Consider the following 12,130-nt stretch of genomic DNA (forward strand, 5'->3'; position numbering starts at 1 on the left):
ATCTATTTTCATTTCATTCGTTGATTTACGAAAAAATCGTAGGATTATTAAGAATTCGTTTTTACTTTAGGGGTATGAACGAATTAAACAGCAACGAAGAAAGGATAATGCGAATTTTTTGGAGACTCGAAAAAGCGCTTGTCCGCGATGTACTTGAAGAGCTTCCAGACCCTAAGCCACCCTACACCACCCTGGCTTCCTCAATTAAACTATTGGAGAAGAAAGGTTATCTGGATCACAAAGCTTACGGCACCACCCACCAGTATTTCCCTCTGATCTCACAGGCTGAATACAGTAAAAAAAGCGTGAATCGATTGGTGAAGCACTATTTCGAAGGTTCGGTGGGTAATTTCCTCTCTTTTATGGTGAAGGAAAACAAGATTTCTGACAGGGAAATTGAAGACTTACAGAAGATGATCGATGATATGGACAAACCCACTGAGTCATGAATTCAATCCTAATTTATCTGGCCGAAGCAAGCATCTGCGTCGCCATTACGGTTCTCTTTTATCGCTTTGTATTGAGTGAGTTGACTTTTTTCACACTCAACCGGGTGATTTTGATCAGTATGCTGATGTTGTCCTTTATCATTCCGATGCTCTCTTTCAATTTAGGGATGGCATCAATCGGTACGGGGGAAATTGTACTTCCTGAATTTTTGGTAGGCAAGCAAGCAGCGCAGGAAACGCTCAGCCTTTCCTGGCAGGAAATTGTCTTTTATACCTATCTGGCCGGGGTAATCCTGATGACTGTTCACTTGATTTTGGGCTTTTTTACCTCACAGCGTCTGCTGGGCAAGTCGAGGTTGATGCAATACCAGAATTACTGGATTGCTGTGCATCCACAGTTTATACCGGCCTCCTTTTTCAGCTACATTTTGCTTCCTGATTTCGATCCGGACAGATCCGAGCAGAAGCAGATCATACTGCATGAATCGATGCATGTACGCCTGAAACATAGTTGGGACTTGCTTCTGGTCCAGTTTGCCAAAATCATCTTTTGGTTCAATCCACTGATCTACCAGTTTGAAAAGTCGCTTAGGGAAGTGCATGAATACCAGGCTGACCAAGGCGTGACTTCCACGTACTCCAGGAAGGAATATTCCGGTCTATTGCTTCAGATGATCACCGGGGGACAGGGCTGGCACTTCATGAATAACTTCAACCAATTCCAAACCAAAAAACGAATTATTATGATGAGTAAACCACAATCCCAGAAAAAGGAAATGCGCAGGTTCTTGCTTGCGGTCCCTGTGTTGGCGGCCCTGTTCTTCGTGTTTTCCTGCGAGATCACCCCCGAGGAAGATATAGCAGGACCGACTATGGAAGGCGAAATAAATAAGGCGAATTTAGTGACTACAGACTTTACGGCAAGGAAACTGGCCAAAGACGGACAGACGATTTTTGATGTGGTGGAAAGTCCGCCAAGTCCTCAGGGTGGGATGGATGGATGGAATAGATACCTGAGCAATAATTTGTCTTATCCGGCTCAGGCCAGAAGAATGGGGATAGAAGGGACTGTAATTGTGGCATTTGTGGTAAATACAGACGGCAGTCTTTCAGATTATGAAGTTATTAGAGGTGTCGGGGGAGGTATTGATGAAGAAGCTATCCGGGTAATAGAAAATGCACCTGACTGGATACCTGGATCGCAGAGCGGGGTAGCCGTTAATACAAGAATGAGATTGCCGATACGGTTTAAGCTCGGCGGGGATGAAGTGGTGAACCAAGTAAAAATAGACTTTAAAGTTGAAGAAGATCATCCATCCACAGTGGTGGTAGGTTATAATTAAGTTGAGCAGATTAAATTAACTAGCAGGAATCCGGGGTATTCGGGATTTCTGATAGATGAAAATACAGTTAAACCATACACTATGAAACGAACAACCCAATATTCCCCGTTAAAAACAATTCCACTTCTACTGGTTGCACTGCTCTTTTTTACAGCTCTTCCCGGTCATACGGCCCTTGCGCAGACAGAATCCGGGAAAGTCTATAAGGAAGTAGACGAAATGCCAACGCCGCCTGAAGGAATTGACGGATGGAATAATTACCTGGCCAAAAATATGAAGTACCCGAAGGCCGCAAGAAAATCAAAAGTCGAGGGCATGGTCATGGTATCGTTTGTAGTGCAGCAATCCGGTGAGATTTCCAATGTGGAAATTGTCCGGGGAATAGGGAAAGGCTGTGATGAGGAAGTTGTACGGCTGGTGAAGGAATCGCCAAAGTGGAAACCTGGAAAAAAGGACGGGAACATTGTCAAAACACAGATGATGCTACCTGTGAATTTTAAGCTATAGTTAAGTTTTAATTAGTTGTAAAAAACATCCGGAGAATCTTCGGATGTTTTTTTGTGTCCAGAAAAATTAACTGATCTGGTAATCCACTGGCTGTTAGTTCTGTTTATTAATGTTAAAATTTACGATGATTACGTAATATTACGAGAATGTCGTAGATTTTTTAAGCGCTGTTTTTTACCTTGGAATCATGGAAGAATTAACAGCCTACGAAGAACAGATCATGAAAATATTTTGGAAGCTTAACCGGGCCATTGTCCGGGATGTTCTGCATGAGCTTCCAGCTCCCAAGCCCCCATATACCACCTTGGCTTCAACAGTAAAGGTGTTGGAGAAAAAAGGGTATCTCGGACATAAGTCTTATGGAAAGACCAACGAGTACTATACCCTGGTCGCTGAAAGTGATTACCGGAAGAAAAGTTTTAATCACTTGGTAAAGAACTTCTTCGGAGGATCCGTGGAGAATGTGTTGTCTTTCTTGGTGAAGGAAAAGAAGGTGTCGGAAAAAGAAATTCAGGAAATGCAGAAATTGATAGATGACTACTCAAAAAAGCAATAAACCATGAATTATTTGATCAATTACTTATTGGAAGGGAGTTTGGCATTCGGACTTGGTTTGATCTTTTACAAAAGTTTTTTTGAAAGACTGACTTTCTTCCAGGGCAATCGCGCACTACTGATCGGGATAGTGCTTGCATCCTTAGTTCTGCCTTTGATCTCATTGGATTTTGGCTTTTTAAGCACAGCGTCAGTGGCAACCTTGAGCAGTTCTATAGAATGGGTAGAGGCCAAAGTCAGTGCAACTGATCAGGAACAAGAAGGGTTTGCGTTGTCCTGGCAACTACTCGTCGCAGGGGTTTATTTGCTTGGAGTGGTAATTACTTTTTTGAGACTTCTGTTGGGAGTGGCCAGGACGGTGCTGATGATCCGCCATTCTTCGAAAGTTCACTATGGGGGAAGGACTATAGTGGTAAATCCAAGGTTTATTCCTTCCTCATTTTTCAGGTACATATTCCTCCCTGCTCTTGATCTTGAAAATGAGGAGCACCAACAGATTATTTTACATGAATCTGTACATGTGGATCGGTATCATTCTGTAGACGTTATGCTTATCCAGCTTGCCAAAGTGCTTTTTTGGTTCAATCCGCTGATTTACCTGTTAGAGCAGTACCTGCGCGAGATCCATGAATTCCAGGCTGATCAGATTGTAACCCGGATCTATTCTCCCATTTCTTATTCCAGACTATTATTGAAGCAGCTCACTGCTGACTGCGGACTTCAATTCATGAATAATTTCAATCAATTTCAAACCAAAAAACGAATAATTATGATGAACAAAACTAAATCAAACCGTATGCTCAAAAGCAGATTTCTGCTGACAGTACCGCTGGTGGTGCTTATGATTGGGCTGTTCTCCTGCGATATGGCCGGAGGTACTAAAAAGATTATCGGTACATGGTCAGGGAATGATTTCTCCTTTGAGCAAACAGAAGGGCCGGACATGACCGCGATGATGGAGGGAGGTAAACAGCTCCATATGGATGGTAAGTTGATAATTAGGGAAAATGGGACTTATCAAATCCTAGTTGGACCGGACGACATGAACGGAAGCGGTGTGTGGAAAGTGGAAGGGGATAACTTGATTACCACAGATGCCAAAGAAAATGTAACCGTATACGAGATTAAAGAATTAAGCGATGATCTTCTGAAAACAGTGCATGCAGTTTCAACGGAAACTCCGATGGGTACTGTTGCCGGTACGATTACACTGACTTATTCCCGTTAAAAAATTTACCAAAATCTACGAGATAATCGTAGATTTTAAGCGCAGCCAAAGAAACACAGGGTATAAAGGTATTGTCTGGTTGCGGGATGCAGTCGGACACAAAACAAAAACGGGATGAGGCGTTGCCATTGGGCGAGTCTATGACCCCCGAAGCCCAACCCATCGGCTCTGTCATGGGTGGGTAATTCACTCTACCACTTTCACCAGTAGTTTTTCACAGACTTTTTCAGAAAGGGTCTCCCGTGGATGGTTTAGGTAGCTGACCACAATGCTCTGATCGTAAGCTTCCTTAGACTTGACAGTTAGCTCTATACCCAGACCAAGATTTCGGCCATTTAGAAATTCCAGAAATTCAGAGGATGAGTTGGTCAAAGCGGCCAGGATGACGGTCTGACCGGCTTTGCAATCCGAGAGGCTGAGGTAATTGACTTCCTGGATGCGGCCTTGTTTGTCTGGGATAGGGGATCCGTGTGGGTCAATGGTAGGGAATCCCATCATTTCATCCATGCGCTCAAAAAATTTAGGTGCATGGATATGCTCCACCTGCTCGGCTATTTCGTGTACTTCTTCCCATCCAAAGCCCATTTTATTTACCAGGAACATTTCAGTTAACCTGTGCTTGCGGATCACCAGTGCAGCGTCTCTTTTGCCGGTTGGAGTAAGTGTAACCGGTTTGTATTTTTCGTAGATCAGCCACCCGTTTTTTTGAAGCGTCTTTACCATGCTGTTTACTGTTGGCATACTTACCTGCAACTGCGCAGCAAGCTCTGAGATATTCACCTCATCTTTCTCATTCGCAAGGTTAAAAAGTGCCTTAAGGTAGTTCTCTTCCGTTTGTGATGCCATTACATAAAGTTTTAGTACTCAAATATGCATAAATTTTACTTAAAACAATTTAATTAGATTATTCAAACTTTAGGTATTGGCAGTGCTTAATCCATACGTATGAGAGAAACAAATACGTTATTTTCAAGATTGTTTTTTTATGTCTGGTAGAATTTCCGCTCAGTATTTTATGTGTAAGGGGAATTGCTGGCATTTGTGATATATGTGATACTGATAAACATTGCCTTCCATCTGGCACGGCACATGTTTGCAACCACGGCAACATTCTCTCACGTGTTCGGATCGATACAGTTAGCAACATGTTAGTCCATGCCCTTGCAACCAAACAGATTACACATGCATAGAACGCTGTCGGCAATGATATTCAAATACTTTCGAATTAGATATTTCAAAGTTTAAGTCCAGATATTCCAAAGTTTAGGTCCAGATATTCCAAAATTTAAGTCCAGATATTCCAAAATTTAAACTCAGATATTCCAAAATTTAGCTAACTTTGGTTGAAATAAAATCGCGTGATTATGCCTGAATGGATAGAGAGAACAATGGCTAAGGAGATAAGGAAACGGATTACACAATACCCGATATTGGCAGTAACGGGTCCACGACAATCCGGCAAAACCACTTTGCTTAAAACGCTGTTTCCCGACTATGGGTACGTGTCTCTTGAAAATCCAGATAATCGGTCTTTTGCAAAAGAGGATCCAAACGGTTTTCTTAAACAATATGCAAGTAAAACGATATTGGATGAAGTTCAACGCGTACCTGAATTGTTTTCCTACTTGCAGACTTTGGTGGATAGCTCTGGGCAAATGGGGCAATATATCCTTTCAGGATCTCAAAATTTCCATTTACTTAAGCATATAACCCAGTCACTGGCAGGGCGGGTTGCGCTTTTCCGACTCCTGCCTTTGGACACCCAGGAATTAGAGCAAGCCAAAAAATTGCCGGCTAATTATTTGGATGCCTGTATTCGGGGAGGATACCCTGCCATTTATCATCGAGATTTAGATCCAACGGATTTTTATGCCAATTACATTCGTACATATATTGAAAAGGATGTGACCGAGTTAGTCAATATTCATGATATAAATAGCTTTCGAACGTTTTTGGGTTTGTGTGCAGGAAGGGCAGGGCAGCTTTTGAATTTGACCTCATTGGCTAATGATTGTAATATATCACAACCTACTGCAAAGGCTTGGTTGTCTGTTTTAGAAAGTAGCTATCTTGTATTTTTACTTTATCCTTATCATGAGAACTTTAATAAGCGCTTGGTGAAAACGCCTAAACTGTATTTTTATGATGTGGGTTTATTGACACATTTATTGCAAATTCGTGAACCTGGAGAATTGGCAATTAATAGACTCAAGGGAAATATATTTGAGAATTTCGTGATTGCCAATTTTCAAAAGTTTAATGAGAACCGATACCGGCATCTCAGTTATTATTTTTGGCAGGATCACAATGGATTGGAAATTGACCTGTTACTTAAAACTGCAGATACGGTTGATGTATATGAGGTTAAATCTACCCAAACATTAAGCGGGGCGCTATTTAAAAACCTGCAACATTTTATAGAATTGGTAAAGCCACAAGCTGTCCGCCCGTACCTGGTTTATGGTGGGGATCAAGCTTTAGTCCGAAGCAATGTACAGGTAATACCTTGGAAAATGCCCGATCAATAGAGATGACTTGAACTCTGGTACGCAAGGAATATCCCCGGCTTTTCAAACCTACCACACCATCCGATTCTTTTGTTAAAGCTCTTTAGTGAAATGATCATCAGGATTAGAGCTGACCACAAATGACAGTGGTCAGCTCTACTCTTTAAATAAAGCACTCCATTTTATGCTAGGTCTGAAATACTAGGCATACGCTCGTTATTGTTTGGCAATTCCCTGGATTTCTTCAGTCACAGAACCGCATTTCAGCATCTTATCCCCGAAATAGGGGTTGTTGATTTCTTCCGAAAGGATGATCCAATTTGCTCCTTTATTGCCATTTGCCATAGGGCAATGTTGCAGAAATAAATTTCCTGCTACCAGCTCACTGTTTTTGGCCAATGTTATCATTTGATCCGAAAGACTGATAAATGATTGCCGTTGAACCTTAGGATCAGTGCTTTCTGCAATTTTCTTCGCATCTTCCCTGATAGAATTGTACTTTGCTTCAGTCAGTAAAGTCTCTAGTTTTTTCGCCTCAGCACTTACTTTTTCACCATCCGTTTGTACCAGGGCATCTTTCAACGCCAAGTATGCACTGAAAATCTGGGTCATTGATTCTTCTTTGAATGCTACTGTTGAGATTGTTGGGGCGATTTTCTCCGCTGGTTCAGCTTCGTGCATTTCATGAGTGTCCGAATCATTCATCTGTGAATGATTTTCACCGGATTTACCTGAGCAGGCAATAGAAAGGGTAATGAGTAAGGAAACGGCAAAAGGTGTTTTTAGATTTTTCATAGTGATAGGTATTTATTTTTTTTGTTTTTTATTTTTCGGTCTTGCCATAAAGAATAAGGTGAAGCCTGAACCTACGGCTGCCAATCCTGCCAGGGAAAATATCCGTAGCAAAAGGTTGTTGAAATTATCCCTTCCGGCATAATCCATGGTGTGAAACATCCAGAGAAAGTCAAACCAACGCCAGGATCTGTGTCTGACCTTGGTGAACTGTCCGCTTCTGGCGTCTACATAGGCCACAAGATTTTCAGGATGATCAAAATGTACAGCCCAGGCAGGTAGGGGAGTACCGCGGTATTCATGGTGGGCCCCTGCCTTGGTCAGGTATTCCATTTCCTTAATTTGGAGCTCATCTTTGATATGAATCCGGGAGATTTCTCTTGCCTCTGCTTCTGAAATCCCTGGATGGAGTTCTCCTGTTTTGGCATCAAACAACTTGCTCTGATTTACCCAATAGTAAGGTCTGTGGTTGACAAACCTTAGCTCAAGGGATGATATCATCAGGGTAGTGTCAAGCTTGTTTATAGCGATTAGGGCGTTTGCATTTTCATGCATCATATGTTCGGTACGAAAATGATCGCCATGGATTTCATCAATAGCCGTCCAGCTGAAATAGAGCCCTGAAATGGTCCAGAGCAGGAATTGGATTCCAATAAATACGCCCAAAAATCTGTGGATCCTGCGTGCGTAATACTGATTGTTTTTGCGCATCTATTCGTGAGTGTTAAACCCGTAAATTTTAAGGGATTGTTTTGGTGACCTCACCACAGGTAAGCATCGCATTCCCAAAGTATGGGTTGACTACTTTTTCTTCCAAACTCAGCCAATCCGCACCTCTGTTGCTGTCTGCCATGGGACAATGCTGTACATAGATTTTGGTGGATAAGGGCCGGAAGTTCTCAGCCAATCCAAGCAGCTCATCGGATACGGAACCAAAGGATTTTCTTATTTCTTCTAATTTTTTTTGGGTACTGATCTGGGCAAGTGCTGCTTTGATTTTTTCGCTGTATTTCATCCATTCATTGTGGGCATCACCTTTGAATTCAGCCATGTTCACTTTTTCCAATGCGCTCAGCATGTCGGCTGCCCTGGATTTGGATCCGGATAGCTCATCCTTGGTCAATGCATTTTTCAGCTTGAAATAAGTATCAAAAACGGGTTTCAGCTCATCCTTGGCTTTTGCGGAAATCTCCGTAGGACCGGCAGAAACCTGGGTGGCTGGTTTTCTTTCAGTGACCTGGCCATGATTATGTCCGGTCATCGCAGCACCTCCTTCCGGGGACATCATGCTCGGTTTTCCCGCCAGTTGGGCAGCCGCATCAATACTAAAGGTGCCATTTACGGCAATTTCTTCACCGGGTTCCAATCCTGAGGTAATGAGGTATTCTGAGCCCAATGACGGACCAAGGGTAACTTCCCGAAGTTGAAAAGTCACGGCCTGATCAGTTACATGTTTTACATAAACAACCGAACGGGTCCCTGTCCACATCACAGCTGTTTTTGGTACTACAATGCTATTGTCTTTGTTGGAAGGGGCTTTGCTGTCAACTTCCCCGGAAACAAACATTTCAGGTTTGAATTTCAGATTGGGGTTGCTTACCTCCAACCGTGCTTTCGCTACTCTGGTCTGGGAATTAATGACCGGGTCTATATAGCTTAATTTGCCTGTGAATGTCTCTCCAGGAAATGATTGTACTGTGAATTGTATAGGATCACCTTTTTTGATCCATTGGAGCTCAGATTCATAAACATCAAAGAGTACCCAGACTTTACTCAGATCAGCGATTCGATAGATTGCCTGACCACGATTTACATAATCACCCAGATTGACCATCTTTTCGGTGACATATCCGGAGACATTGGCCAGAACAGGAAGCTGTTCAGTCACCTTGCCGGTTGCCAGAATCTGTTCAATCTGTACCTCTGTGAGTTTCCAGTTTTTGAGTTTTTCTTTAGCTGCATTGAAAAGCGCCGGCTGGCTGTCCTTGATTTTTTCTGCCTGGAAAAGTTCCTCTTGGGCAGTTGCCAGTTCCGGTGAATAAATCTGTCCCAGCACTTGACCTTTTTTGACGTATTCCCCTGTAAAGTTGATCTGCAGCTCTTCGATTCTTCCGGGAATGTGCGCCGACTGGGTATAATTCTGCCGTTCATCTGCCTGGATTTTACCATTTAGCCTGATGGATTTGCTGGCGTTGGCATTTCCGACTATCAGGGATTGGACTCCTGCCAACTGCATAGCGGTAGCAGACATGCTCACGGACATAGGATCAGCTTCGGTGTTATCGTTTTCCAGTGGAATAAGATCCATCCCGCAGATAGGGCAGTCACCGGGCCCATCCTGTCGGATCTGAGGGTGCATGGAGCAGGTGTAAGTCATAGGGATTCCCGCAATAGACTCGATATGATCATGTTTATCGACTTCCATTTTTGGCTCCGAAGCAGGCTTGATCAGCCAACCGATGGCCAGTCCTGCCACCAATGTTAGGACTACCAGGACAATTTTATTGTTGAATATATTTTTCATGTGTTTATAATTTGTCTTTTAAAGGCCAAATGGAATCTCGCATGCCTTATAATCATCCCAGTGTGTGATGTTTTCGTCATGCTCGTTTTCAGTTAGGGTTTAATTTGTCTTTTTAACAATTGGGCGTTTAATGCAACTATCACAGTACTCAGGCTCATCAGAGCAGCACCAATAGCAGGGCTAAGAATTATTCCTGCCCCTGCCAAAACACCGGCAGCCAGTGGGACGGCAACTATATTATAGCCTGCCGCCCACCAGATGTTCTGCATCATTTTTTTGTAGGTCGCGCCCCCAAAAAGGATTAAATTGGCAATGTCCTTTGGATTGCTGTTCACCAGAATAATATCTGCTGTTTCGGCTGCTACGTCAGTGCCTGATCCAACGGCGATGCCTACATTGGCCTGTGCCAGAGCAGGGGCATCATTGACGCCGTCCCCGGTCATTGCTACAAATTCACCTTTTGACTGCAGGTCTTTGATAATCTGCTGCTTGTCTTCCGGCATTACTTCTGCATAATAGCCGTCCAGCCCCAGCGTATTACTTACTGCTTTAGCCACTGATTCATTGTCGCCTGTAGCCATAAGTATTTTTATTCCCTGTTTTTTGAGTGTGTCTATGGCTTCCTGGGATTCTTCCCTGATTTCATCGGCCAAAGCGATAAAACCGATTAGTTTCCCGTTCGAAAGGACAAAAACCACGGTTTCATCTTCTGATTTAAATGCTCCTTCCGGTTGTGCTATGCCTTTTTGTTTCAATCCTCCCGGACTCAAAATGCTGATTTCCTTCCCGTTGAGTTTAGCTTGTATACCCATTCCCGTGATGTTCTGGAAATTTTCCGGCTTGCCGGGTTTAAGTGCTAACTCTTTGGATTTTCTTACTATTCCGGCCGCTATGGGGTGCTCGGAACTATTTTCGACGGCGGCTGCTATTGAAAGTAATTCTTGATCATCCATCCCGGCCCCTATACTTTTGAACCGGGTTACCCCGAATTCCCCTTTGGTCAGGGTTCCGGTTTTATCAAAAATGACAACGGTCAGTTTTCTGGAGTTTTCAAAAGCAGTTCTGTTGCGTATCAATAAGCCATGCCTGGCAGAGACGGAAGTAGAAATTGCAACTACCAGGGGAACGGCCAATCCCAGCGCATGGGGGCAGGATATGATCATGACGGTAACCATCCGCTCCAAGGCATAGTTGAAGTCTTCTCCTAAACTTAACCAGACTACCAAGGTGATGATCCCTGCTGCCAAAGCAATGTAAAACAACCAACCCGCGGCTTTATTGGCCAGGTTCTGGGTTTTGGACTTGGTTTTCTGCGCTTCTGTAACCAAGCCGATTACTTTGGATAAATAGGAATCTTCCCCGGTGTGCCTGACTTTAATCTTCAAGGCGCCGCTCCCGTTAACCGAACCGCCAATTACCTCATTGTCTTTTTGTTTGGCTACCGGCTTGGATTCACCCGTAAGCATGGATTCATTTACATGACTACTCCCTTCCAGGATCTGTCCATCTGCGGGGATTTTCTCACCGGGTCTCACCAGGATTACATCCCCTGACTTTAACTCTGCAATAGGAACATCTTCAGCATCTCCATTTTCCTTGATTCTCCTAGCCTCTGAGGGCATCATCTTAGCCAGTTCCTGTAAGGCATTCGAGGCACCCATTACAGATTTCATTTCTATCCAATGGCCCAAGAGCATGATGTCAATTAAACTGACGAGCTCCCAGAAAAATATTTTCCCCGACAAACCGAATACTACTGCGGAGCTATAGGAATAGGCTACCGCAATGGCCAGGGCAATCAAGGTCATCATTCCGGGTTTCCTGTCTTTTAGTTCATCCACCATGCCTTTCAGGAAAGGCCAGCCACCATAGAAGAACACCAGAGAGGAAAGTGCAAATTGCAGGTATCGGTCTCCCTCAAACCTGAATTCATAGCCAACAAGTCTTTGGATCATTGGCGACAGGACTACTATCGGCAAGGTGATCACCAAAGAAACCCAAAATCGTCTTTTGAAATCCTTGATCATATGCATATGATGCATGCTGTGGTCATGGCCTTGCGCTCCTTTCATGGCATGTTTTCCCTTTTGATGGGAATCATGCTGTTGATGCTTGTGATCTGAATGGTCCATAGTGTATGGGGTTTACTAGAATGTATAGGTTCAAAAACATCACTGCATGTAGGATGACAAATGAAATTGCCTGCATTGTTGCGATGTTCAGGT

General features: G+C 43.4%; 10 protein-coding genes and 2 pseudogenes. 7 read left to right on the forward strand and 5 right to left on the reverse strand.

Annotation, left to right across the window (positions count from 1 at the left end):
* The first annotated feature begins 74 nt into the window (after positions 1-74).
* From AS141_RS02860 to AS141_RS02880, 6 genes and pseudogenes are all read left to right on the forward strand, one after another.
* The gene (locus AS141_RS02860) at positions 75-449 is read left to right on the forward strand and encodes a BlaI/MecI/CopY family transcriptional regulator (RefSeq protein WP_057936097.1); all 375 of its coding nucleotides are present in this window, start codon (positions 75-77) and stop codon (positions 447-449) included.
* A gap of 359 nt (positions 450-808) precedes the next feature.
* Positions 809-1,183 (forward strand): annotated as a pseudogene (locus tag AS141_RS27260) (M56 family metallopeptidase); the annotation flags it as partial.
* 216 nt (positions 1,184-1,399) lie between these two features.
* A pseudogene (locus tag AS141_RS27265) lies at positions 1,400-1,705 on the forward strand (energy transducer TonB); the annotation flags it as partial.
* 168 nt (positions 1,706-1,873) lie between these two features.
* The gene (locus AS141_RS02870; RefSeq protein WP_057936099.1) at positions 1,874-2,299 is read left to right on the forward strand and encodes an energy transducer TonB; all 426 of its coding nucleotides are present in this window, start codon (positions 1,874-1,876) and stop codon (positions 2,297-2,299) included.
* Between the two features lie 187 nt (positions 2,300-2,486).
* The gene (locus AS141_RS02875; protein ID WP_057936100.1) at positions 2,487-2,855 is read left to right on the forward strand and encodes a BlaI/MecI/CopY family transcriptional regulator; all 369 of its coding nucleotides are present in this window, start codon (positions 2,487-2,489) and stop codon (positions 2,853-2,855) included.
* 3 nt (positions 2,856-2,858) lie between these two features.
* The gene (locus AS141_RS02880) at positions 2,859-4,082 is read left to right on the forward strand and encodes a M56 family metallopeptidase (RefSeq protein ID WP_057936101.1); all 1,224 of its coding nucleotides are present in this window, start codon (positions 2,859-2,861) and stop codon (positions 4,080-4,082) included.
* 186 nt (positions 4,083-4,268) lie between these two features.
* Here the strand turns inward: AS141_RS02880 and AS141_RS02885 are convergent, their stop codons facing one another.
* Positions 4,269-4,928, reverse strand: a complete 660-nt coding sequence (locus AS141_RS02885; RefSeq protein ID WP_057936102.1) for a metal-dependent transcriptional regulator — start codon at positions 4,926-4,928, stop codon at positions 4,269-4,271.
* A gap of 518 nt (positions 4,929-5,446) precedes the next feature.
* On the opposite strand from AS141_RS02885, the gene AS141_RS02890 reads away from it, so the two are divergent.
* The gene (locus AS141_RS02890; protein ID WP_057936103.1) at positions 5,447-6,610 is read left to right on the forward strand and encodes an ATP-binding protein; all 1,164 of its coding nucleotides are present in this window, start codon (positions 5,447-5,449) and stop codon (positions 6,608-6,610) included.
* A 195-nt stretch (positions 6,611-6,805) separates the two neighbouring features.
* Here AS141_RS02890 and AS141_RS02895 read toward each other — a convergent pair whose 3' ends face one another.
* The 4 genes from AS141_RS02895 to AS141_RS02910 all read right to left on the reverse strand — a co-directional run bounded on the left by AS141_RS02895 (position 6,806) and on the right by AS141_RS02910 (position 12,037).
* The gene (locus AS141_RS02895; RefSeq protein ID WP_057936104.1) at positions 6,806-7,384 is read right to left on the reverse strand and encodes a DUF3347 domain-containing protein; all 579 of its coding nucleotides are present in this window, start codon (positions 7,382-7,384) and stop codon (positions 6,806-6,808) included.
* A 12-nt stretch (positions 7,385-7,396) separates the two neighbouring features.
* Positions 7,397-8,092, reverse strand: a complete 696-nt coding sequence (locus AS141_RS02900; RefSeq protein WP_057936105.1) for a PepSY domain-containing protein — start codon at positions 8,090-8,092, stop codon at positions 7,397-7,399.
* 28 nt (positions 8,093-8,120) lie between these two features.
* Entirely contained in the window at positions 8,121-9,905 is a 1,785-nt protein-coding gene (locus tag AS141_RS02905; RefSeq protein WP_057936106.1) for an efflux RND transporter periplasmic adaptor subunit, read from the reverse strand.
* 92 nt (positions 9,906-9,997) lie between these two features.
* Positions 9,998-12,037 carry a copper-translocating P-type ATPase gene (locus AS141_RS02910; RefSeq protein ID WP_057936107.1) on the reverse strand — a complete coding sequence of 680 codons (2,040 nt, stop codon included), beginning with the start codon at positions 12,035-12,037 and terminating at the stop codon, positions 9,998-10,000.
* Positions 12,038-12,130: the final 93 nt, after the last annotated feature.

It is taken from the genome of Algoriphagus resistens (assembly GCF_001442615.1).
Lineage (GTDB): Bacteria > Bacteroidota > Bacteroidia > Cytophagales > Cyclobacteriaceae > Algoriphagus > Algoriphagus resistens.

Coding starts and splice junctions, on each gene's coding strand:
- AS141_RS02860 (WP_057936097.1), top strand. CDS start 75: ATGAACGAATTAAACAGCAACGAAGAAAGGATAATGCGAATTTTTTGG.
- AS141_RS02870 (WP_057936099.1), top strand. CDS start 1,874: ATGAAACGAACAACCCAATATTCCCCGTTAAAAACAATTCCACTTCTA.
- AS141_RS02875 (WP_057936100.1), top strand. CDS start 2,487: ATGGAAGAATTAACAGCCTACGAAGAACAGATCATGAAAATATTTTGG.
- AS141_RS02880 (WP_057936101.1), top strand. CDS start 2,859: ATGAATTATTTGATCAATTACTTATTGGAAGGGAGTTTGGCATTCGGA.
- AS141_RS02885 (WP_057936102.1), bottom strand. CDS start 4,928: ATGGCATCACAAACGGAAGAGAACTACCTTAAGGCACTTTTTAACCTT.
- AS141_RS02890 (WP_057936103.1), top strand. CDS start 5,447: ATGCCTGAATGGATAGAGAGAACAATGGCTAAGGAGATAAGGAAACGG.
- AS141_RS02895 (WP_057936104.1), bottom strand. CDS start 7,384: ATGAAAAATCTAAAAACACCTTTTGCCGTTTCCTTACTCATTACCCTT.
- AS141_RS02900 (WP_057936105.1), bottom strand. CDS start 8,092: ATGCGCAAAAACAATCAGTATTACGCACGCAGGATCCACAGATTTTTG.
- AS141_RS02905 (WP_057936106.1), bottom strand. CDS start 9,905: ATGAAAAATATATTCAACAATAAAATTGTCCTGGTAGTCCTAACATTG.
- AS141_RS02910 (WP_057936107.1), bottom strand. CDS start 12,037: ATGGACCATTCAGATCACAAGCATCAACAGCATGATTCCCATCAAAAG.